Here is a 21450-nt window from a genome sequence, read left to right on the forward strand (position 1 = left end):
CTTCTCCTTCCACCGCCAGGTCGAAGCGCGTCCTCAGGCTCCGGCGACCTCGCCGGATCTGCCCGTCTCGTAGGTCATGACGACCCTCCCCCTTCTTCCGCTCGCTCCCACGAGAGGAGAACCCGCCATGCGCCGATTCCCCGGAGCGCCCACGGTCGACGCCGAGTTGGAACGCATCGACCGCCGGACCACTCCTGAGTACTACATCGACACCGAGCACGTCATAGACCCCGTGGTGCTGGGTCTGCTGAGCCGCTGTCCGACCGTGTTCGGGATCAAGAAGGCCGTCGCCGACCTGCTGGCCGGCCACTTGGACATCACACTGCCCGAGCCCGCTGGCGTCATCGAGCCCGGAGCCACCGTCCGCGGCCTGGTGATCGCGGCGGCCGGGGCCGTCATCGCCGAGGGCGCGTACGTCACCGGTCCGGTGCTGGTATGCCCTGGCGCGGTGATCGAGGCCGGCGCCCGGGTCCGCGACAACACCGTCATCGGCCCCGGCTGCCGCATCGGCTTCGGCGCCGAGGTCACCCGCTCCTTGCTGACCGGTGGCGTCTTCATGAAGCACACCAGTTTCGTCGGGGACTCCGTGCTCGGCCTCGGCGTCAACATCGGCGCGTTCGTGTCCACCACCGGCCTGCGGGTCACCTCCGGGCCGGTTACCGAACCGGCCACCGAAGAGGTCTGCGCCCACCTCGACGGCCGGAGAATCGCCACCGGCCAGACGAAGTTCGGCGCGGTGATCGGCGACGGCGTGATCGTTCCTGCCGGCACCGTGCTCCAGCCCGCCACCCTGATCGGCGCGCACACCTTGCTCTACCCGAAGACCCAGGTCGGGGGCTTCTTCCCGGCCGGAAGCCAGGGAAGGTGACCATGCCCACCACCGACACCACTACGACGACCGACCAGCGGGCCGTACGGATCACCGGAGGCCGTCGGCTGGCCGGCACCACCACCGTCCAGGGCAGCAAGAACATCGCCCTGCACCTGTACGCCGCCGCGATCCTCGCCGACGCCCCGCTCACCCTGGCCGGTGCGCCCGAGATCCTGGACACCCTGGTCGTCGCCGACATCCTCCACCGCACCGGCACCCGCGCCACCGTGACCGGAGACGAGTTCGCCACCCGACCGGCCGACTCCTACTTCCCCGTCATTCCGGACGACCTCGGGCGGCGCATCCGCACCACCGCTGTGATGGGCGGTGCCCTGCTGGCCCGCGCCGGCAAGGTCACCTTCCCCACCCCCGGCGGGGACGCCTTCTGCGCCCGCTACATCGACCGGCACCTGGCCGCGATGGAAGCCGCCGGGGCCGAGGTCGAGGTGAACCGGGGCCGAGTGCGGGCCCGCTTCACCGGCAAGCGGCTGCCGTTCATCACCGACGCCGAGACCCGCTCGTGGGGACCGAGCCTGGGTGCGACGGTCACCGCGATGCTGCTGGCCGCCCGTACCCCGGGCACCTCCGCGATCCTCAACCCCAGTGTGGAGCCCGAGGTCACCCACACCGCCGCCCTGCTCTCGCAGGCCGGCGTCGGCATCGAGTGGCGCGGCAGGAAGGCCCTGAACGTCACCGGCACCGACCGCATCCGGGGCGGGGTGTTCACCGTGCCGCCGGACCGGCTGGAGGCCGCCACCCTCGCGCTGGCCGCCGCCATCACCGGCGGCACCGTCCACCTGGACGGCTTCCCGCCGGCCGCGTTCCCGGACGGGCTGGTGTCGGTGTTCGCCGACGCCGGAATCCAGCTCGACCCGCTGGACGGCGGCACGGCCGTCAGCACCCCGGCCGGGCCTCGGCCGGTGCAGATGGCCACCGGCCCGCACCCGGGGTTCCCGACCGACGTGCAGCCGCAGCTGACCGCCTTCCTCACCCAGGCCGAGGGCACTTCCCGCATCGACGAGCGGATCTACACCCAGCGCGACACCCACCTGCCCGCCTTGGCCGCGTTCGGCGCGGCCGTCAACGCGACCGGCTCGGTGATCACCGTCCGGGGCCGGTCCGCTCTCACCGGCGCCGGCGTGGCCGGGGAGGACATCCGGGCGGTGACCGCTCTCGTGATCGCCGCCCTGGCCGCCGAGGGCACCTCTACGATCCGAGGGATGTATCACCTGCGGCGCGGATACGGCAGCCTGCTACCGAAGTTGGCCGCGCTCGGTGCCCGCCTGACGATCAACCAGGAGTAGCCGTGACCAACACCGTGCCGTGGAAGCCGAACGCGCTCGCCGACCTGCGCGAGTGCCTGGACCTGATGACCGCAGACGGCACCGTGCCCGGCGGGGTCATCGCCCACGGCACCTTCGACACCGAGCCCGGCTACCTGGCCTCCGGCGTCGTCGCCCCCGAGTGCGGCGACGCCCGGCCGGGGCCGGACACGGTGTACGACGTGGCCTCGCTGACCAAGGTTCTGGCCACCTGGCCGCTGGTCGGTAACTCCCTCATGGACGGCTTCACCCTGGACACCCCGATCCGCGAACTGCTGACCGGCATGCCGACCGAAGCGCCCGGCAGCCGGGTGACGGTTCGCCAGGTCCTGGCCCACACCTCCGGTCTGCGGGCCGACACCCGCCTCGACCAGTACCGCAACCGCGCCGAGCCACTGGCCGAACTGATCTGCGGCGAGGACCTGATCGCAGAGCCCGGAGCCGGTCACCGCTACATCAACCGCGGCTTCATCCTCCTCGGCCTGGCCCTGGCCCACTACCGCTGCCAGCGCCTGGACGAGCTGACGGCCGAGCTCTGGCAGCACCTCGGCATGACAAGCACGACCTACGGACCGGTGCCCCGCTCCGCTCAGGTCGCTCCGACCGAGCAGCGGTTGACCGGCGGGCCCCGGCTGTGGGGGATGCCGCACGACGACAACGCCGCCCTGCTCGGCGGAGTCGCCGGCCACGCCGGGGTGTTCACCACCCCGGCCGACCTCGCCACCTTCGCCACCCACTTGCTGACCTCGCACGCCACCGATGGGCCCCTGGGCCGCTGGCTCGCCCACAGCATGCAGCCGCAGGCCGAGATCGAGCCCGGCCTCGACCGTGGCCTGGCCTGGATCCTCGCCGACGAGGGGCGGATCGCCTACCACCACGGCTTCACCGGAACCAGCCTCTACCTCGCCCCGGCCACCGGCCGCTACCTGGCCATCTGCACCAACGCCGTCTACCACCACCAGGACAATCGCACCCGCCTCGCCCCGCTGCGGACCCTCGCCCTCAAGGCGATCACCGACGAACCCTAGGAGGGCCACCCGTGCCCCGCATCACGCTCGCGTCCCTCACCACCCTGCGGCTCGGTGGCCCGGCCAACAACGTCCTGCAGGTCGCCTCCCCCGACGACTGGTTCGAACTGGTCCGTACGATCGGCGACCGGCAAGAGGACGCACCCCTCACCCTCGGCCACGGCAGTAACGTCATCGCCTCCGACACGGGCCACGAGGGCACCGTCGCCGTGATGAACACCCGAGGCATCACCGTGAAGCGGGTGGACGACGACACGGTGGCCGCGACCGTCCAGGCCGGCCACCCGCTCGCCGACCTCGTCCAGTGGGCCGCAGCCGAACACCTCGCCGGGATCGAGTGCCTGGCGGGCATACCCGGCACTGTCGGCGCTGCCCCCGTCCAGAACGCCGGTGCCTACGGCCAGCAGGTCTCCGACAGCCTCGACCACCTCACCGTCTGGGACTGGGACATGGGCCGGCTGCGGACCCTTCCCGGCCAGGCCTGCCACCTGCACCACCGCCACAGCCGCTTCAAGAACCACCCCGGCCGCTGGACCATCCTTACCGCGACGTTCCACCTCACCCGCTCACCGGCAGCCCCGATCACCTACCGGCCCCTCGCCGACGAACTCGGCCTCCACCTGGGCGTCCGCCCGCCCGTCGCCGAGGTGACCGCCGCCGTCCTCGCCAACCGCTCCCGCCGAGGGCTCCTCCTCGACCCCCACGCCCCCGACGCCCGCCAGGCCGGATCGGTCTTCCTCAACCCGCTCGTCACCGCAGCCCGGGCCGCCTGCTGGTCGGCCGCGGGCTGCCCGGTCCACACCGACAGTGACGGACAACTGCGGGCGAGCGCCGGCTGGTTCCTGGAGCACATCGGCTACCGCCCCGGCCACAAGATCGCCGCCGGTATTCGCTGCTCGGACCGCCGCACCCTCACCCTCACCGCCCACGACGGGGCCACCGCAATGGGCTTTACCCAGGCCCTCACCGAGCTCTCGGCCCAGGTCGAGATCGCGACCGGTATCGTGCTCCAACCCGAGCTGGCGCTGGTTGGCACCTGGCCGTAGGTAGGGGACGGTGGTTCGCTCACCCGGTAGGGGCCAGACCGCCGAGGCTCGACCCGGGCGGCCGGGCCGAACGAAGGGCCTGCCTGGCACGCGCCGCTCCACTGCGGGTCGCCGCCACGCCCCCGCCGACTTTGACCGTTCGCGCATCGAGGCCCGCGCACGCCCGGCAGATGCCCGGCTTGGGCACTGGGCGTGGCAGTTGGCGCGCTCGGCGTACCGGGCCGCTGCGGGCCGCACGACGGGCTGGACGGGCGGCATCTTGCGCTCCAGGCGGTAGCGGAGCACCGCCACGGCCGAGCGCCGGGGCGGGCGGGCCTGGCAGCAGGGCCTGGGCGAGGTCGGCGGGGGTGCTACCGCGGTCCAGCCACTGCGCGACGAGGGGCGCGAGGTCTTCGGCTTCGGCCTGGCCGAGCTCTTCGGGCCCACCTCGCGGCGTTCAGGCCGACACCCGCGACGTTGCCGTGGCACAAGCCCGACGGCAAGGGCGAAGACCCTCAAGCTGCTCTTCGTGGACGCCAAGGGGAAGCCCCACAACCGGAGCGTCTTCAACCAGGGCCTCTGGAAGCGCGCCCTGGTGCACGCCGGTGTCATCCCGCCCCGCACGAGCGGCTCGCAGTATTTCGAGGCGGCACCCGACGACGGCATGCACGCCCTCCGCCACACGTACGCCTCGGCCCAGCTCGAAGGCGGCACCAGCATCAAGGCCCTCGCGGTCTACCTCGGCCACTCGGACCCCGGCTTCACGCTTCGGACCTACACCCACCTCATGCCGAGCAGCGAGGGCCGCGCCCGCTCGGCCACCGACGACTTCCTGCTCGGCGCGGCTGAGCAGGAGCGCCGCCGGGGCACTTCCGGGCCCGTGTGCCCTGGATGTGCCCTGGCGGCCTGACGGCACCTTTCGGGCGCCCGCTCCGTAGCCCGTTGACGAGCGCTCAGAAGTGGGCGGACCCGCAGGTCAGGGCCAGACCAGGCAGTACAGCTGGTGCCCGGCGTCGTGCAGGCGGTTGGCGAAGTCCTGCCACTCGTGCAGCATGCTGTAGATCACGAAGGCGTCCCGGGGGCCGCGGCGGTCGGGCACGGTGGACCAGATGAACGCGGCGGCGCCGAGTTCGGTCTCGTCGGCCTTGCGCAGCGGTTCGACGACGTTCTGCGGGAGCTGCACCACGGCGTAGTCGGGGTGCAGCACGACCAGCTCCAGCGGCGGGACCTGGTGCAGCGGCACGCCCTGGATGCCGGTGAGGACCATGGCGCTCATGGTCTCCGGCTTGATCTTGGTGGAGAGGTGGCCGTTGGGCGAGCCGCTCGTCTCCATCAGGTCGCCGAGCCGCCCCAGCGAGCCGAGCTCGCCCGCGTCCAGGCCGAGCCCGCCGGGGCCGAGCGCGGTGGGAACTCTGGCGGCGGTGGCGCGGTCGGGTGCGCCGAAGTACTTGTACGTCACCCCCATGCGTCCCTCGCCCCGCCTCTCACCGCCGCGACCGCCACGACCCGTACCCGCTCCCGTACCCCCGCGTGCGGCCTCGGCGGGCCGGCGGGAGCCACCCGCGGCCTCGTCGTAGCCGTCCTGCGCCTCGGACACTCGGACCATCCTCACCGGAATTCGCCGGAATCGACAGACCCCCGCACGTCCGGCGTCCCACCGGCCGTGCTCCTTACCCGTCATGCGCCGCCGTACCCAGTCACGGCACGCGGCAGTCCTCTTCACACCCCTGAAACACCCGGAGCCCGCGCACACCCGGAGTACACAGTCTGACTGGTCCGTGCGGCCGGAGTCGCCAGGGGCCCCGTTGTACGGATAACCGTACAGAATTCGTCGCCCGGATCATCGTTCCAGATGATGAGGTCCGACATGCAGAGGTGAAGGACACGATTTGAGACCATGTCTCCCGTGAGCTACCCCTACGAAGCCCCCCAGTCCCAGTCGCTCTTCGACCGCGCCTCGGTCGTCACGCCCGGCGGCGTGAACTCCCCGGTGCGCGCCTTCCGCGCGGTCGGCGGCACGCCGCGCTTCATGGTGTCCGGCACCGGCCCCTACCTCACCGACGCCGACGGCCGCGAGTACGTCGACCTGGTGTGCTCGTGGGGCCCGATGATCCTCGGCCACGCGCACCCCGCGGTGATCGACGCCGTGCAGCGGGCCGTCGGCAACGGCACCTCCTTCGGCACGCCCGGCCAGGGCGAGGTCGAGCTGGCGGAGGAGATCGTCGCCCGGGTCGCCCCGGTCGAGCAGGTCCGCCTGGTCTCCTCGGGCACCGAGGCGACCATGTCGGCGATCCGGCTGGCCCGCGGCTTCACCGGCCGGGCCAAGATCGTGAAGTTCGCCGGCTGCTACCACGGGCACGTGGACGCGCTGCTGGCCGCCGCCGGCTCCGGCGTCGCGACCTTCGGCCTGCCGGACACCCCGGGCGTCACCGGCGCCCAGGCCGGCGACACCATCGTGCTGCCGTACAACGACCTGGCCGCGGTCGAGCAGGCCTTCCGGGCGCACCCGGGCGAGATCGCCTGCGTGATCACCGAGGCCTCGCCCGGCAACATGGGCGTCGTCCCGCCGCTGCCCGGTTTCAACGGCGGCCTGGCCCGGCTCTGCCGGGAGAACGGCGCGCTGTTCATCTCGGACGAGGTGATGACCGGCTTCCGCGTCTCCAAGGCGGGCTGGTACGGCCTGGAGGCGGCGAACGAGGGCTGGGCGCCGGACCTGCTCACCTTCGGCAAGGTGATGGGCGGCGGCTTCCCGGCGGCGGCCTTCGGCGGCCGCGCCGACGTGATGGGCCACCTGGCGCCGGCCGGCCCGGTCTACCAGGCCGGCACCCTCTCCGGGAACCCGATCGCCACCGCGGCCGGCCTGGCCCAGCTGCGCGGCTGCACAGACGAGGTGTACGCGACGGTGGACCGGGTGGCCGCCGAGGTGTCGACGATGGTCTCCGACGCTCTGACCAAGGAGGGCGTGGCGCACCGGCTGCAGACCGCCGGGAACATGTTCTCGGTGTTCTTCACCGAGGCCGCCGTGACCAACTACGACGAGGCGAGGACCCAGGAGGCGTTCCGCTTCAACGCCTTCTTCCACGCGATGCTCGCCGAGGGCGTCTACCTCCCGCCGTCCGCCTTCGAGTCCTGGTTCGTCTCGGCGTCCCACGACGAGCGGGCGATCGGGCGGATCGCCGCCGCACTGCCGGCCGCCGCCCGCGCGGCCGCCGAGGCCCAGCCCGCGTAGTCGCGGCCGAACCCCAGGAGTACTGAGAAGTGAGCGCCAACGAGACCACCGTCGTGCACCTGATGCGCCACGGTGAGGTGCACAACCCGGAGGGCGTCCTGTACGGCCGCCTGCCCGGCTACCGGCTGTCCGAGCTGGGCCGGCGGATGGCAGACCGGGTCGCCGAGGACCTGGCCGGCCGGGACATCACCCATGTGGTGGCGTCCCCGCTGGAGCGGGCGCAGGAGACCGCCGAGCCGATCGCGAAGTCGCACGGCCTGGACCTCGCGGTCGACGAGCGGCTGATCGAGGCCGACAACGTCTTCCAGGGCAAGACCTTCGGGGTCGGCGACGGTTCGCTGAAGAACCCGGGCTACTGGAAGTACCTGACCAACCCGTTCAAGCCGTCCTGGGGCGAGCCCTACCTGGAGCAGGCGGTGCGGATGATGGGCGCGCTGGCCGCGGCCCGGGACGCCGCCCGCGGCCACGAGGCGGTCTGCGTCAGCCACCAGCTGCCGATCTGGATCGTGCGCTCCTTCGTGGAGCGCCGCCGGCTCTGGCACGACCCGCGCAACCGGCAGTGCTCGCTGGCCTCGCTGACCAGCTTCACCTACGAGGGCGACCGGATCGTCTCGGTCGGCTACCGCGAGCCGGCCCGCGACCTGCTGCCCGCGCACCTGGTCGGCAAGGGCGGCCGGAGCAAGCCGGTGGGTAAGAGCTTCGGCGCCTGACCGGCTTCGAGGGGTCCGGTCCGACCGCAGGTCAGAGGGGGTTCGACACGGAATGTCGGACCCCCCCGAACCTGCCCGGAACTCCATGCGAAACTTTTCACATGTCTGGCATGACGCGCCCCCGTCCCCGTCGCGCCGCAGCGGCCGCCGCCACCGCCGCCGCTGCCGCGATCGTCCTCAGCGGCTGCTCCTCCTCCGGTTCGTCGGCCGGCGGTGACGGCCAGATCGGCTTCGTCTCGGCCAAGGGCAGCAACATCTCCAAGGCCGCGGTGGGGCACCGCCAGGACGCGCCGGACCTCTCCGGCAGCACCCTGGAGGGCACCCCGGTCAAGCTCGCCGACTACCGCGGCAAGGTCGTCGTCCTCAACGTCTGGGGCTCCTGGTGCGGGCCGTGCCGGGCCGAGGCGGACGACCTCCAGCGGGTCTGGGACAAGTACAAGGACCAGGGTGTCCAGTTCCTCGGCATCAACACCCGGGACCCGGAGATCACCAACGCCGTCCGCTTCGAGCAGGAGCGGGGCGTCACCTACCCGAGCCTGTACGACCCGGCCGGCGCCCAGCTGCTGAAGTTCCCCAAGGGCAGCCTCAACCCGCAGTCCGTGCCGACCACCATCGTGGTCGACCGCGAGGGCAAGCTCGCCGCCCGGGCGATCGGCGGCCAGCTCGACGACGCCCTGGAGTCGATCATCCAGCCGGTGCTCGCGGAGCAGCCGTGAGCGCGGTCGTCCAGCTCGCCGACACCACCGGGACCATCCAGAGCGGGGCGCTGCTGGTGGCCGCGCCGATCGCGCTGGTGGCCGGCCTGGCCTCGTTCTTCTCGCCGTGCGTGCTGCCGCTGGTGCCCGGCTACCTGTCGTACGTCACCGGCTTCTCGGCCGCCGACCTCGCGGACGCGCGCGGGGCCCGGCGCGGCCGGATGCTGGCCGGGGCGCTGCTGTTCATCCTCGGCTTCACCGCCGTCTTCGTCTCCGGCGGCGCGCTGTTCGGCTACTTCGGCTCGACCCTGCAGGAGCACAAGCGGGTCATCTCGATCGTGCTCGGCGCGCTGACCATCGTCATGGGCCTGGCCTTCATGGGGCTGGTGCCGGGGCTGAGCATGCGTGAGCTGCGCTCGCACCGCCGCCCGGCGGTCGGCCTGCTCGGCGCGCCGATGCTGGGCGTGGTCTTCGGCGTCGGCTGGACCCCCTGCCTCGGCCCGACCCTGTCCGCCGTCCAGAACCTGGCGCTCAACGAGGCCGACGCCGGTCGCGCCGCGCTGCTGATGACGGCCTACTGCCTGGGCCTCGGCGTACCGTTCGTCGTGGCCGCGGTGGCCTTCCGCCGGGCGCTGGGCGCCTTCGGCTGGGTCAAGCGGCACTACCCGCTCGTCATGCGGATCGGCGGCGGCATGCTCGTCGCGGTCGGTCTGCTGCTCGTCACCGGGGTCTGGGACTCGATGGTGAACGACATGCAGTCCTGGACCGCCGACTTCCAGATCGGAATCTGACCGTGAGCAAGACCACGACCGAGACCGAGCCGCCGCCGCAGGCGGTCGAGGAGGCGGCCGAACGGCTGACCACCGCCCCGGTCGAGTCGGACGGCCCCGGCGGCATAGGGGCGTTCGGCTGGTTGCGCTGGATGTGGCGCCAGCTGACCTCGATGCGGGTCGCGCTGATCCTGCTCTTCCTGCTCTCGCTGGCCGCCATCCCGGGCTCGCTGATCCCGCAGAACGGCCAGAACGCCTTCAAGGTCGAGACCTGGAAGGCGCAGCACACCACGGTCGCGCCGATCTACCAGAAGCTCCAGCTGTTCGACGTCTACAGCTCGGTCTGGTTCTCGGCGATCTACATCCTGCTGTTCGTCTCGCTGGCCGGCTGCATCGTCCCGCGCACCTGGCAGTTCGTCGGCGTGCTGCGTGCCCAGCCGCCGGCCGCGCCGCGCAACCTGACCCGGATGCCGGTCTACGCGGCCTGGCGCACCGAGGCGGACGCCGCCGCGGTGAACGCCGCCGCGCACCGGCTGCTGCGCCGCCGCCGGTTCCGGGCGGACCTCGCCGGCGGTTCGGTGGCCGCCGAGAAGGGCTACCTGCGCGAGGTCGGCAACCTGGTCTTCCACCTGTCGCTGTTCGCGCTGCTCGGCGGCTTCGCCTGGGCGAGCCTGGCCAGCGGCACCGGCGGCAAGCTGATGGTGGCCGGCGAGGGCTACTCCAACACGATCACCCAGCTCGACGACTTCACCGGCTCGCGGTTCTACGGCTCCCAGGACCTCGACCCGTTCTACCTGAAGCTCGACGACTTCACCTCCCGCTTCCAGACCAACGGCGACCAGATCGGCGCCGCCCGGCAGTTCACCGCGAACGTCCAGTACTACGCGGGCAGCGACGCGTCGAAGCTCAAGCGGGGCGAGATCGAGGTCAACCACCCGCTGGAGATCGGCGGCAGCAAGGTCTACCTGATCGGCCACGGCTACGCCCCGGTGATCACCGTGCGCAACGCCGCCGGGACCGTCGTCTACACCGGTGCGACGCCCTTCCTGCCGCAGGACCCCAACCTGACCTCCACCGGCGTCATCAAGGTCTCCGACTACGGCGACAAGGACGGCAAGAAGACCCAGATGGGCTTCTCCGGCTTCTTCCTGCCGACCGCTCCGGTGGCCTTCGACGCGAACACCGGCCCGCGCTCGCTGTTCCCCGGCGACGCGGACCCGGCGCTGGTGCTGAACGCCTTCGCGGGCGACCTCGGCACCGACTCCGGCCTGCCGCAGAACGTCTACCAGCTCAACACCAAGAACCTGACCCAGCTGCAGCAGGACGGCAAGATCGCCAAGGTCCGGCTGAAGCCGGGCCAGGCGTGGGCGCTGCCGGACGGCTACGGCAGCGTCACCTTCGAGGGCTACAAGCAGTGGGCGAGCTTCAACATCTCGCACCGTCCGGGCAACGCGATCGCCCTGGCCGGCGGCGTGCTGGCGATCCTCGGCCTGATCGGCTCGCTCTTCGTGCAGCGGCGCCGGATCTGGGTGCGGGCGGTGGCACTGCCCGACGGCGGCACCCTGGTCGAGCTGGCCGGGCTGGGCCGCAGTGAGTCGGCGAAGATCGCCGAGGAGCTGGCCGAGCTGGCGGTGGACCTCCAGGACGACGCTCCGGCGACCGACGAGCCGGAGTCCGGGCCCGAGTCCGGGCGGGAGTCCGGGCCCGGGCCCGAGCCCGATTCCGACGCCGATTCCGACGCCGATTCCGACGCCGAGTCCGCCCCCGAGTCGGTACCCGGGCCGGGTGCGCCCGCCGGCCGCCCCCACGACGAGACCGACGGGGCCGACCCGGCCGACGAGGCCTCGGCGCCCGCAGACCCCGCAGTCCCTGCCGACCAGAACTCCAAGGAGTAGACGGTGCATCTCGCCTCGGCGGTCGACCCCCAACTGGCCGACCTCTCCAACAAGCTGATCTATTCGGCGATGGCCGTCTATACGATCGCCATGCTCGCCCACATGTTCGAGTGGACCTTCGGCAGCAAGGGCGCCGTCGCCGTCCGCTCGTCCGCGCAGGCGGGCAGCCTGGCCGAGACGGTCGCCGCCGCCGAGGCGAAGGGCGGCAAGAAGGTCACCGTCACGGTCGCCTCGGCCGGCGGCGGGACCACCACGCTCACCCGCACCGCCCTGGCGGGCGAGGGGGCCACCGTGGTCACCAGCGGTCGCGGCCAGGACGAGGAGGACGGCCCCGGCGCCGCCGGCACCAGCGAGAGGGCCGACCTGGCCGGCCGGATCGCGGTCTCGCTCACCGTCCTCGGCGCACTGCTGCACGTGGGTGGCGTGATCACCCGCGGCCTCTCGGTGTCCCGCTGGCCGTGGGGCAACATGTACGAGTTCTCCTGCGCCTTCGCGCTGGCCATGACGGTCGCCTACCTCGGTCTGCTGGCCTCGAAGAAGCCCGTCCGCTGGCTCGGTCTGCCGGTCACCCTGGCCGTCGTGCTCACCCTCGGCATCGCCACCCAGGTGCTGTACACCGAGTCCGAGCAGCTCGTCCCGGCGCTGCACTCGTACTGGCTGGCGATCCACGTCTCCACCGCGATCGTCTGCGGCGGCGCCTTCTACGCGGCCTTCATCGCGACCCTGCTGTACCTGGGCAAGGACTCCTTCGACAAGCGGACGGCGGCCGGCCTGACCACCGGCCCGCTCGGCACCTCGGCGTCCGTCTGGCAGCGCCTGCCCGCCGCGTCCACGCTCGACAAGCTGTCCTACCGGATCAACGCGCTGGTCTTCCCGCTGTGGACCTTCACCATCATCGCGGGCGCGATCTGGGCCGAGGCCGCCTGGGGCAAGTACTGGGAGTGGGACCCGAAGGAGACCTGGTCGTTCATCACCTGGGTCGCCTACGCCTGCTACCTGCACGCCCGCGCCACCGCCGGCTGGAAGGGCCGCAAGGCCGCCTATCTGGCCCTGGCGGCGTTCGCCTGCTGGTTGTTCAACTACTACGGCGTCAACATCTTCGTCACCGGAAAGCACTCCTACGCGGGGATCTGACCGGAGGAAGCCACCCACGGCCCGGCGCTCCGCACAGGGAGGAAGCCGGGCCGAGGTGTGACAGGGGTAGTTCGTGCCGGCCAACCCGAGCCGGTACGGGGAGGAACGAGGAGGAAATCGCGCGATGGAGTGCGACGAGGTCATGCTGACCGTCCGAATCACCGCTGCCGAGCGCACGCTGCTCCGCAGACTCGCCCAGGGGCACCGCAGCGACGTGTCCGAGGTCGTCGCCGACGGCCTGCTGGACATCATCCCCACGCTCAGCTCGCGGGCCGACGCCTACCGGCTGCTGGGAGCCCTCACGGCGCCCGCGCCCTGCGCCCTGACGGTCTGGCTGCCGACCCCGCTGGCCGACCTGCTGGTGCCGGGCGCGGCCCGGATCGCGCAGGTGACCGAGGTGCGGATCGGCTCGGCCAGCGCCATGCTGGGCGCCGCGCTGCGGCTCTGGCTGGCGCAGGACCCGCTCCGGCTGGCCGCCAACCTCAGCGTGATGCACGCCGGGCGCCCGGCCGCGCTGGTCGCCGCCTGACGGGCCCGCCCGGGGCCTGCCGGCCGCCCGTCGGTCCCGGACCCACCGGTCCGGGGTCAGCTGGCGAGCGGCAGGCCCCGCTCGCGTCCGGAGCCGGCGGGGCAGCCGTCGAGCGCCTCCTGCCGGGCCGGCTCGGTCAGCAGCCGGCACTCGGCCGCCGTGCGGCCGTCCTGGATCAGCTGGACCCGGACCGGCACCCGCCGGCCGGCCGAGCAGCTCTCGCGCACGGCCCGCACCAGGCAGGGCCGGTCCAGCTCGATGAAGCGGTCGAAGGAGCACTGCAGCTCGACCGGGACCACCGGGTCGGGGTACCGCAGCCGCTGGGCGGCCTGCCGGGCCGCCTCCAGCACCAGCATCCCGGGGACGTGGTCCGCCGCCGGGTCGAACAGCACCGGATGGCCGGGATCGACCCGCAGCAGCCAGCTGTCCGGCCCCAGGGCCGAGCCGAGCACCACATCGGCGGCACGCTCGCGGCCGACCAGCTCGGGCGCGGTGGGCACGGGGTGCGCCAGGGTCATCCCGGTCGGGGCGCCGGGCAGCCGGGGGCCGGCCGGCCGCGGGCCCGGTCCGCGCAGCCGGGTGTACGCGACGGGGGAGAGCACTCGTAGCTCTCCGGAGCCGTGGCCGACCGGACGTCCGTCCCGTTCGATCTCGACGTGGACCCGCAGGGAGGCCGGCCGGCCGTGCCGCATCCGGACGTCCTGGCAGCCGACCTTGAGCATCAGCGAGGCGGGCCCGGTGGTCACGGCGAGGCCCTCCAGGCCGGCCGGGCCGAGCGAGTAGCAGAGTTCGTCGATCGCGAAGTGGTCTCCGAGCGGCACGCCGAAGCCGACGTGGCCGATCAGCAGGGCGGCCTGGCGGACGGTCTCGGCCATCAGCACCGGGTCGTGGTGCCGGTCGTCGGCGAGCCGGTAGAAGCCGTGCAGCCGGGGCCATTGCGCGCCGAGCAGGAAGTCGAACGGGCCGGTGGCCTGCCAGCCCGTGATGAGCACGTCGGACACGGCGGAGCGGTGCACCAGGTGCCGGGAGACGGTCCGCTCGTGGAAGTCGTAGCCGGGACCGGGGTGGGGGTAGGGGTAGTCGGCGTCCGGATCTACGATCGATGGCATGACTGGCCCCACTCCCGGGTCTCGGCCGACCGGCCGCGCAGACGGCCTCGGTAAAACATACAGACCACCCGGTTTGCGTTCCACTGGCGGGGTCCCGGTTGCCGAGCACTCCGCGTGATCACGGTACCCGGGTGAGGGGCCGCGGGAACGTCCCGAGGGCAGAAGTCCGGGCCCCGGACGGGGGTCGCTCCCCCCTGGACGGCGTCGCCGAGCGAGGGGCTAGATTAGATACCAACCATGCGGTTTGGGATGGCCCGTCCCGCAGGTGAGGCGTCGCACCACCGACGACGACGCCCTGACAGCAGCCGGGCGAGCCGCGATCTCGCCGAGGCCGAGGCCGGAGGGGCCGAGTGGTCAAGCAGGAACGCGCTGGTCGGACCAGGCAGGCCGTCCTGCTCGCGGCGGCGGACACCTTCGCGGACGCGGGGTTCGAATCCGCCAGCCTGATCGACATCAGCCGCCGGGCGGGCGTCAGCAAGGGCGCGCTCTACTTCCACTTCGTCTCCAAGCAGGCGCTCGCCGACGGCGTCCGCGCCGCGGCCGGCCGCGAGATCGGCTCGGCCGCGCTGCGCGCCCTGCGCGGCGGCGGACCGGCCCTCCAGGGCCTGATCGACTTCTCGCACGAACTGGCCCGGCTGCTCCGCGAGGACGTCGTGGTCCGGGCCGGCGTCCTGCTCGGCCAGGGCGCCCGGGGTGGCGCGGACGCCTGGCGCAGCCTGACCGCCGTGGTCCGCCGGCTGCTGGAACGCGCCGCGGCCGCCGGTGAACTGCGCCCGGGGCTGGACCTCCGGCGCGGCGCCGAACTGCTCACCACCCTGGCGGCCGGACTGGTGCTGCTCGCCCCCGAGGACGCCGGCCGGCTGCGCCCGGAGTCGGTGCGGGGCCTGTGGGCCGCCGCGCTGCCCGCGCTGGTGCCGGGGGACCGCTGCGGCGCCTACCGCACCTGCGCGCCGTAGCGTCGCGTCCCGCCCCGGGACGCCGCCGGACCCGCCGCAGGCGTCGCTCAGGCCCCGCCCGGGGCCCGATCGGCCACGCTGAGCCGGGCGAGCGCGTGCGGCTGGACCAGGCCCGGCAGCAGCAGCGTCCAGAGGTCGGTCATCCGTCGCGGCAGGTCCTGGCGGCCGGCCAGCACCTGGGAGCTCAGCTGGATCCCGGTCACCGCTCCGGTGATCACCCCGGCCGCCGCCGCGACGTCCAGTCCCGGGTGCAGCTCGCCCGCCTCCCGGGCCCGCTCCAGCAGCTCGTGCGCCGCGTCCGACCAGCCCTGGTAGGCCTCGATCTGCGGTTGGGTGAAGCTGCCGTGCTCGATGGTCAGCCGGATGCTGCCGCGGACCAGCGGGTCGTCCAGCAGGGCGTGGGCGAAGGCGTAGCCCAGGTCGATCAGGGTCTGCACCGGGCTCTCGGAGGTCGGCTGCCAGGTGGCGAGCCAGGCGGCCTGACCCTCGATCACGGCCAGCGCCAGCTCCTCCTTGGAGTGGAAGTGGAAGTACAGCGCCCCTTTGGTGACGCCGGCCCGTTCCAGGATCTCCGCCATGGTGGCCGCCGCGTACCCGCGCTCGTCGAAGACCTCGGCCGCGGCGAGGAGTACTGCCTGGCGGGTCGCCAGTGCCCGGGCCTGCCTGGCCATCGCGGCCTCCCTGGATAGTTCTGGTGCTCGGCAGCGGCTGATCCTAGGGCGCCGACGGCGCGAAGAGCGCATACCGTCCAGTAGGTATTCTACCGAGCCGCCCCCGGCCGGACCGGGGCGACGGCCGGCCGTGGGCGGGCCGTGAGCGGGAGCCGCGGGGCGCCGCGCACCCCGCAACGCCGACGGCCGGCCACCCGGGAGGGTGGCCGGCCGTCGGACCGGGCGTGCTGGGCCGTCAGGCGGCCTGCTGCCAGCTGACCGGCGAGTAGTAGGCCGGGCGGCGCTCCAGGCGCTGCCAGTTGGCGATCGGCTCGATCGGCGCGGCGGCCGCCGCGGCCTGCTGGGCGGCCGCGGCACGGGCCAGCAGCACGGCGGTCAGGGCGGCGAGCTCCTCGGCGTCGAGCGAGCCGCGGACGATACGGACGAGAGGTTCGGCGGAAGCGGTCATGATTTCGGTTTCTCCCCCGGCGCGTGTGTGGTGTGTGGTCGGTGGCGCGGTACCGCGGTGCTACATCGGCGGGTTGCCGTGCTTGCGGCTCGGCAGGTCCGCGTGCTTCGTCCGCAGCATGGCCAGCGAGGAGGCCAGGACCTGACGGGTCTCGGCCGGGTCGATGACGTCGTCCACGAGGCCGCGCTCGGCCGCGTAGTACGGGTGCATCAGTTCGCTCTTGTACTCCTTGATCTTCTGCGCCCGCATCGCCTCGGGGTCCTCGGCGCCGTTGATGTCCCGGCGGAAGATCACGTTGGCGGCGCCCTCGGCGCCCATGACGGCGATCTCGTTGGTCGGCCAGGCGAACGAGAGGTCCGCGCCGATCGAGCGGGAGTCCATCACGATGTACGCGCCGCCGTAGGCCTTGCGCAGGATCAGCTGGATGCGCGGCACGGTGGCGTTGCAGTAGGCGTAGAGCAGCTTGGCGCCGTGCCGGATGATGCCGTCGTGCTCCTGGTCGACGCCGGGCAGGAAGCCGGGCACGTCGAGCATGGTGACCAGCGGGATGTTGAAGGCGTCGCACATCTGGACGAAGCGCGCGGCCTTCTCACTCGCGTTGATGTCCAGGACGCCGGCCAGCGACTGGGGCTGGTTGGCGATGATGCCGGTGACGTGGCCGTCGATCCGGGCCAGCACGCACAGCACGTTGGTGGCCCAGCGCTCGTGGACCTCCAGGTACTCGCCGTGGTCGACGATCTCCTCGATCACCTTGCGCATGTCGTACGGGCGGTTGCCGTCCGCCGGCACCAGGTCGAGCAGCACGTCGTTGCGGCGCTCCACCGGGTCGTCGTTGACGACCGGCGGCGGCATCTCGCGGTTGTTCTGCGGCAGCAGCGAGAGGAGGTAGCGGACCTCCTCGATGCAGGACTGCTCGTCGTCGTACGCGAAGTGCGAGACGCCGGAGACCCCGGAGTGGACGTCGGCGCCGCCGAGGCCGTTCTGGCTGATCTTCTCGCCGGTGACGGCCTGGACCACGTCCGGGCCGGTGATGAACATCTGCGAGGTCTCGCGGACCATGAAGATGAAGTCGGTCAGGGCCGGGGAGTACGCGGCGCCGCCGGCGCACGGGCCGAGCATCACCGAGATCTGCGGGATGACGCCGGAGGCCCGGGTGTTGCGCTGGAAGATGCCGCCGTAGCCGGCCAGGGCGGTGACGCCCTCCTGGATCCGGGCGCCCGCGCCGTCGTTCAGCGAGACCAGCGGGGCACCGGCCGCGATGGCCATGTCCATGATCTTGTGGATCTTCTGCGCGTGGGCCTCGCCCAGGGCGCCGCCGAAGATCCGGAAGTCGTGGGCGTAGGTGAAGACGGTCCGGCCGTGCACGGTGCCCCAGCCGACGATCACGCCGTCGGTGTGCGGCTTCTTGGCCTCCAGGCCGAAGCCCGTGGCGCGGTGCCGGCGCAGCTGCTCGACCTCGTGGAACGAGCCCTCGTCGAGCAGCAGCTCGATGCGCTCGCGGGCGGTCAGCTTGCCCTTGGCGTGCTGGGCCTCGGTGGCCTTCTCGCTCGGGCCGCGGCGGACCTGGTCGCGCAGTTCGTGCAGCTCGGCGACGCGCCCGTGGGTGTCGGCCGGGATCTCGGGGACCTCGTCGCCGACCGGCGCCTCATGCACAACCGTCATCTCGAACCACTCCAAGGGTGAGGGAACTGTCCGACAGCCAACGTCTGCTGTGCCCCCGGCTGCGAATCACTTTCTTCACTTATGACTGTACGAGGGGCCGCACGCTGGTTTCGGCGTCGATTCTGTACAAGGTCGCGTCCGTTTAGATGTCAGGGCTGCACAGAAACCGGCCGGTGGGGCTACGCACGATAGGTGTCCGTTCGATTACCCGAAGCTGTCGCCACGGCTTCGGGCAAATGATCTGAACATGAGGGAACGCGCAGGTCAGGGGCGCCCGCGACGGTGCCGGGCGGGGTGCTCCGAGGCTCCCGGCCGAGGGCTGCCGACCGGTCGGGGCCGGGGTGGTGCAGCGTGTTCGGTGGTCAGCCGCTCGTAGGGATGCGCCAAAAACGCCACAGCCCACCCCGAAGGCCTCCGGGTGGGCTGTCCGGGGTAGTCGGCTCAGCCCTTGCGGCCGTCCTCCGGCTCGTCCTTGCCGCGCAGCTCCTCCTCGCGGCGGCGCAGATCGGCCTCCCACTGCTTGAGCATGTCCTCGTGCTGCTTGTTGTCCTTCTTCAACGAGGCCAGGAACTCCGGGTCGTCGTCCGGCGCGAGCGGCCGGCCGCCGCGCGGGCGCTCGTACTCCGGGAAGCCTGCGGGGCCGCCCGCCGGGCGGGCCTGCGGGGCGCCGCGCCGCTTGCCGGCCACCAGCCAGGCGATCGAGCCGACCAGCGGGAAGAGCAGCACGATGATCACCCAGACCACCTTGGGCAGGTGCTTCACCTCGTCCTCGGGCGTGGTCAGGCAGTCGATGAACGCCCACACCCAGAGGGCGAGCGGGAGTACGAAGGTCAGGATCCTCAGCACGGCGGCGATCTCCCCCGGCGACGGCGGTTGCGGCGGGCCGCCCCGAAGCGGCGGACGGCTTCGCGGGGGCCCTTGACCGAGCCAGGCTATCGGGTGGCGGATACTGGCTGGCATGGCATACGACGATCTCCGCTCGTTTCTGCGGGCCCTCGACCGCGAGGGCGATCTCAAGCGCATCAAGGCCGAGGTGGACCCCCATCTGGAGATCGGCGAGATCGTCGACCGGGTCCAGAAGGCCAAGGGCCCGGCCCTGCTGTTCGAGAACGTCAAGGGCTCGTCGATGCCGCTGGCGATGAACGTCTTCGGCACCGAGCGCCGGCTGGCCAAGTCGCTGGGCCTCAAGGGGCCCGAGGACATCGCCGAGAAGATCGCCGGACTGCTCAGGCCGGAGCTGCCGCACGGCTTCACCGGGTTCCGGGACGCCTTCGGCAAGCTCGCCTCGATGGCCCACGTGCCCCCGAGGAACGTCAAGGACGCCCCGGTCCAGGAGGTCGTGCTCACCGGCGACGACGTCAACCTGGACGAGCTGCCCGCCCTCTTCACCTGGCCGCTGGACGGCGGCTCCTTCTTCAACCTGGGCCTGACCCACACCAAGGACCCGGACAGCGGCGTCCGCAACCTGGGCCTCTACCGGCTGCAGCGGCACGACCGGCGGACCATCGGCATGCACTGGCAGATCCACAAGGACAGCCGCAACCACTACGCGGTGGCCGCGAAGCGCGGTGAGCGGCTGCCGGTCGCGATCGCCTTCGGCTGCCCGCCGGCCGTCACCTACGCCGCCACCGCGCCGCTGCCCGGTGACATCGACGAGTACCTGTTCGCCGGCTTCGTGGCGGGGGAGCGGGTGCGGATGGTCGACTGCAAGACCGTCCCGCTGCAGGTCCCGGCCGACGCCGAGGTGGTGCTGGAGGGCTGGCTGGAGCCCGGGGAGATGCTGCCCGAGGGCCCGTTCGGCGACCACACCGGCTTCTACACGCCGCAGGAGCCGTTCCCGGCCCTGACGATCGACTGCGTGACGATGCGCCGGCGGCCGATCCTGCAGTCCATCGTGGTCGGCCGTCCGCCGACGGAGGACGGCCCGCTGGGCAAGTTCACCGAGCGGTTCTTCCTGCCGCTGTTGAAGATCATCATCCCGGACATCGTCGACTACGACCTGCCCGAGGCCGGCGGCTTCCACAACTGCGTGATCGTCTCGATCGACAAGAAGTACCCCAAGCACGCCCAGAAGACGATGCACGCCATCTGGGGCGCCCACATGATGTCGCTGACCAAGCTGATCATCGTGGTGGACTCCGACTGCGATGTGCACGACTACCAGGAAGTCGCCTGGCGGGCCTTCGGCAACGTCGACTACAGCCGGGACCTCACCGTCGTCGAGGGGCCGGTCGACCACCTCGACCACGCCTCCTACCAGCAGTTCTGGGGTGGCAAGGCGGGCATCGACGCGACCCGCAAGCTGCCCGAGGAGGGGTACACCCGGGACGGCGGCTGGCCGGAGATGGTGTCCTCCGACCCGGCCGTGGCCGCGCTGGTGGACCGGCGCTGGAAGGAGTACGGGCTGTGATGAGTACGGCTGCCGCGCTCCCCGAGGTCCCGCCCGGCAAGGTCAGGGCGTTCCTGCGGCTGGTGATGATCGAGCACTCGGTCTTCGCCCTGCCCTTCGCCTACATCGCCGCGCTGACGGCCATGTTCCTCGCCGACGAGCGGGTGCACTGGGGCGAGTTGTTCATCGTCACGGTCTGCATGGTCGGCCTGCGGACCTTCGCGATGGCCGCCAACCGGATCATCGACCGGGAGATCGACGCCCGGAACCCGCGTACCGCCGGGCGCGAACTGGTCACCGGCGCGGTGTCGGTGAGGACGGCGTACATCGGCTCGGCGGTCGCGCTGGTGGTGTTCCTCGGCGCCGCCGCGCTGTTGAACCCGCTCTGCCTGGCGCTGGCGCCGGTCGCCGTGGTGCCGATGGTGGTCTACCCGTACGGGAAGCGGTTCACCGACTTCCCGCAGGCGATCCTCGGCCTGGCCCAGGCGATGGGCCCGATCGGCGCCTGGCTCGCCGTCACCGGCACGTGGTCCTGGGACGCCGTCGTGCTCGGCGCGGCGGTGGGCATCTGGATCGGCGGCTTCGACCTGATCTACGCCTGCCAGGACGTCGCCTCCGACCGGGCGGGGAACGTCCGTTCGGTGCCGGCGCGGTTCGGGGTGCCGGCGGCGATCCGGGGCGCCCGGGTCTGCCACCTGCTGACCACGCTGCTGCTCGGCTGGTACGCCGTGCTGACCGACGCCGGTCCGGCGTTCTGGGTCGGGCTGCTGGTGGTCGCGGGGGCGTTCGTCTACGAGCACACCATCGTGAAGCCGGGCGACCTGTCGAGGCTGAACCGGGCCTTCTTCCAGACCAACGGCTTCGTCGGCATCTCGCTGTTCTTCTTCGCCCTGGTGGACCTGGTCGTGGGCGGGCCGGGGGTGGGAAAGGCCGAGCACCACGCGAAACACGGGCGAGACCGGCGATGGGGATGTTGTACAAGGCGGATGCGGGTGCCGGTCACCGAC

General features: G+C 72.1%; 20 protein-coding genes and 1 pseudogene. 15 read left to right on the plus strand and 6 right to left on the minus strand.

Translation table 11 applies throughout. The annotated features are described in order from the left end of the window. The first annotated feature begins 127 nt into the window (after positions 1–127). The 5 genes from ACFXHB_RS03370 (at position 128) to ACFXHB_RS03390 (ending at position 5156) form a co-directional block, all read left to right on the plus strand. Positions 128–868: a hypothetical protein gene (locus ACFXHB_RS03370; protein WP_380571643.1), complete on the plus strand. Its 741-nt coding sequence runs from the start codon at positions 128–130 to the stop codon at positions 866–868. Between the two features lie 2 nt (positions 869–870). Beyond that, complete coding sequence (locus ACFXHB_RS03375) at positions 871–2175, plus strand: UDP-N-acetylglucosamine 1-carboxyvinyltransferase (RefSeq protein ID WP_380571645.1); 1305 nt, start codon at positions 871–873, stop codon at positions 2173–2175. Positions 2176–2177: 2 nt separating this feature from the next. Then, the gene (locus ACFXHB_RS03380; protein ID WP_380571648.1) at positions 2178–3221 is read left to right on the plus strand and encodes a serine hydrolase domain-containing protein; all 1044 of its coding nucleotides are present in this window, start codon (positions 2178–2180) and stop codon (positions 3219–3221) included. Between the two features lie 11 nt (positions 3222–3232). Further along, the gene (locus ACFXHB_RS03385; protein ID WP_380571651.1) at positions 3233–4267 is read left to right on the plus strand and encodes a UDP-N-acetylmuramate dehydrogenase; all 1035 of its coding nucleotides are present in this window, start codon (positions 3233–3235) and stop codon (positions 4265–4267) included. A gap of 508 nt (positions 4268–4775) precedes the next feature. Further along, complete coding sequence (locus tag ACFXHB_RS03390) at positions 4776–5156, plus strand: tyrosine-type recombinase/integrase (protein ID WP_380571653.1); 381 nt, start codon at positions 4776–4778, stop codon at positions 5154–5156. A gap of 66 nt (positions 5157–5222) precedes the next feature. Here ACFXHB_RS03390 and ACFXHB_RS03395 read toward each other — a convergent pair whose 3' ends face one another. Next, complete coding sequence (locus ACFXHB_RS03395; RefSeq protein ID WP_218198242.1) at positions 5223–5711, minus strand: hypothetical protein; 489 nt, start codon at positions 5709–5711, stop codon at positions 5223–5225. A 432-nt stretch (positions 5712–6143) separates the two neighbouring features. Here ACFXHB_RS03395 and hemL point away from each other — a divergent pair, with 432 nt between their 5' ends. From hemL to ACFXHB_RS03430, 7 genes are all read left to right on the plus strand, one after another. Then, the gene (gene hemL, locus ACFXHB_RS03400) at positions 6144–7475 is read left to right on the plus strand and encodes a glutamate-1-semialdehyde 2,1-aminomutase (RefSeq protein WP_380571655.1); all 1332 of its coding nucleotides are present in this window, start codon (positions 6144–6146) and stop codon (positions 7473–7475) included. Between the two features lie 62 nt (positions 7476–7537). Continuing rightward, entirely contained in the window at positions 7538–8185 is a 648-nt protein-coding gene (locus ACFXHB_RS03405; RefSeq protein WP_380571743.1) for a histidine phosphatase family protein, read from the plus strand. Positions 8186–8295: 110 nt separating this feature from the next. Continuing rightward, the gene (locus tag ACFXHB_RS03410; RefSeq protein WP_380571657.1) at positions 8296–8901 is read left to right on the plus strand and encodes a TlpA family protein disulfide reductase; all 606 of its coding nucleotides are present in this window, start codon (positions 8296–8298) and stop codon (positions 8899–8901) included. Next, on the plus strand, positions 8898–9671 hold the full coding sequence (locus ACFXHB_RS03415) for a cytochrome c biogenesis CcdA family protein (protein WP_380571660.1): 774 nt from the start codon (positions 8898–8900) through the stop codon (positions 9669–9671). Before ACFXHB_RS03410 ends, ACFXHB_RS03415 begins: the two co-directional genes overlap by 4 nt. A gap of 2 nt (positions 9672–9673) precedes the next feature. After that, positions 9674–11545, plus strand: a complete 1872-nt coding sequence (locus tag ACFXHB_RS03420) for a cytochrome c biogenesis protein ResB (RefSeq protein WP_380571662.1) — start codon at positions 9674–9676, stop codon at positions 11543–11545. A 3-nt stretch (positions 11546–11548) separates the two neighbouring features. Then, entirely contained in the window at positions 11549–12679 is a 1131-nt protein-coding gene (gene ccsB, locus ACFXHB_RS03425) for a c-type cytochrome biogenesis protein CcsB (protein WP_380571665.1), read from the plus strand. Between the two features lie 124 nt (positions 12680–12803). Further along, a complete protein-coding gene (locus ACFXHB_RS03430; RefSeq protein WP_380571667.1) occupies positions 12804–13208 on the plus strand; it encodes a hypothetical protein in 405 nt (134 codons plus the stop codon). A 56-nt stretch (positions 13209–13264) separates the two neighbouring features. Here the strand turns inward: ACFXHB_RS03430 and ACFXHB_RS03435 are convergent, their stop codons facing one another. Continuing rightward, a complete protein-coding gene (locus tag ACFXHB_RS03435) occupies positions 13265–14317 on the minus strand; it encodes a ScbA/BarX family gamma-butyrolactone biosynthesis protein (RefSeq protein WP_380571669.1) in 1053 nt (350 codons plus the stop codon). A 350-nt stretch (positions 14318–14667) separates the two neighbouring features. Here ACFXHB_RS03435 and ACFXHB_RS03440 point away from each other — a divergent pair, with 350 nt between their 5' ends. Then, on the plus strand, positions 14668–15273 hold the full coding sequence (locus tag ACFXHB_RS03440; protein WP_380571672.1) for a ScbR family autoregulator-binding transcription factor: 606 nt from the start codon (positions 14668–14670) through the stop codon (positions 15271–15273). Positions 15274–15320: 47 nt separating this feature from the next. Here the strand turns inward: ACFXHB_RS03440 and ACFXHB_RS03445 are convergent, their stop codons facing one another. From ACFXHB_RS03445 to ACFXHB_RS03460, 4 genes are all read right to left on the minus strand, one after another. After that, positions 15321–15944: a ScbR family autoregulator-binding transcription factor gene (locus tag ACFXHB_RS03445; protein ID WP_380571675.1), complete on the minus strand. Its 624-nt coding sequence runs from the start codon at positions 15942–15944 to the stop codon at positions 15321–15323. A gap of 235 nt (positions 15945–16179) precedes the next feature. Beyond that, complete coding sequence (locus tag ACFXHB_RS03450) at positions 16180–16392, minus strand: acyl-CoA carboxylase epsilon subunit (RefSeq protein WP_380571677.1); 213 nt, start codon at positions 16390–16392, stop codon at positions 16180–16182. A 60-nt stretch (positions 16393–16452) separates the two neighbouring features. Next, positions 16453–18054: an acyl-CoA carboxylase subunit beta gene (locus ACFXHB_RS03455; protein WP_380571679.1), complete on the minus strand. Its 1602-nt coding sequence runs from the start codon at positions 18052–18054 to the stop codon at positions 16453–16455. Between the two features lie 441 nt (positions 18055–18495). Then, a complete protein-coding gene (locus ACFXHB_RS03460; protein WP_380571681.1) occupies positions 18496–18900 on the minus strand; it encodes a PLD nuclease N-terminal domain-containing protein in 405 nt (134 codons plus the stop codon). 112 nt (positions 18901–19012) lie between these two features. Between ACFXHB_RS03460 and ACFXHB_RS03465 the strand changes: the two genes are divergently transcribed. Together ACFXHB_RS03465 and mqnP are read left to right on the plus strand one after the other, a co-directional pair. Then, a complete protein-coding gene (locus ACFXHB_RS03465) occupies positions 19013–20464 on the plus strand; it encodes a menaquinone biosynthesis decarboxylase (RefSeq protein ID WP_380571684.1) in 1452 nt (483 codons plus the stop codon). Then, positions 20461–21366, plus strand: a pseudogene (gene mqnP, locus ACFXHB_RS03470) (menaquinone biosynthesis prenyltransferase MqnP); the annotation flags it as partial. The gene ACFXHB_RS03465 and the pseudogene mqnP, both read left to right, overlap by 4 nt. Positions 21367–21450: the final 84 nt, after the last annotated feature.

Source organism: Kitasatospora sp. NPDC059327 (assembly GCF_042752535.1).
Classification (GTDB): Bacteria; Actinomycetota; Actinomycetes; order Streptomycetales; family Streptomycetaceae; genus Kitasatospora.

Coding starts and splice junctions, on each gene's coding strand:
- ACFXHB_RS03370 (WP_380571643.1), top strand. CDS start 128: ATGCGCCGATTCCCCGGAGCGCCCACGGTCGACGCCGAGTTGGAACGC.
- ACFXHB_RS03375 (WP_380571645.1), top strand. CDS start 871: ATGCCCACCACCGACACCACTACGACGACCGACCAGCGGGCCGTACGG.
- ACFXHB_RS03395 (WP_218198242.1), bottom strand. CDS start 5,711: ATGGGGGTGACGTACAAGTACTTCGGCGCACCCGACCGCGCCACCGCC.
- hemL (WP_380571655.1), top strand. CDS start 6,144: ATGTCTCCCGTGAGCTACCCCTACGAAGCCCCCCAGTCCCAGTCGCTC.
- ACFXHB_RS03405 (WP_380571743.1), top strand. CDS start 7,538: ATGCGCCACGGTGAGGTGCACAACCCGGAGGGCGTCCTGTACGGCCGC.
- ACFXHB_RS03410 (WP_380571657.1), top strand. CDS start 8,296: ATGACGCGCCCCCGTCCCCGTCGCGCCGCAGCGGCCGCCGCCACCGCC.
- ACFXHB_RS03430 (WP_380571667.1), top strand. CDS start 12,804: ATGGAGTGCGACGAGGTCATGCTGACCGTCCGAATCACCGCTGCCGAG.
- ACFXHB_RS03435 (WP_380571669.1), bottom strand. CDS start 14,317: ATGCCATCGATCGTAGATCCGGACGCCGACTACCCCTACCCCCACCCC.
- ACFXHB_RS03445 (WP_380571675.1), bottom strand. CDS start 15,944: ATGGCCAGGCAGGCCCGGGCACTGGCGACCCGCCAGGCAGTACTCCTC.
- ACFXHB_RS03450 (WP_380571677.1), bottom strand. CDS start 16,392: ATGACCGCTTCCGCCGAACCTCTCGTCCGTATCGTCCGCGGCTCGCTC.
- ACFXHB_RS03455 (WP_380571679.1), bottom strand. CDS start 18,054: ATGACGGTTGTGCATGAGGCGCCGGTCGGCGACGAGGTCCCCGAGATC.
- ACFXHB_RS03465 (WP_380571684.1), top strand. CDS start 19,013: ATGGCATACGACGATCTCCGCTCGTTTCTGCGGGCCCTCGACCGCGAG.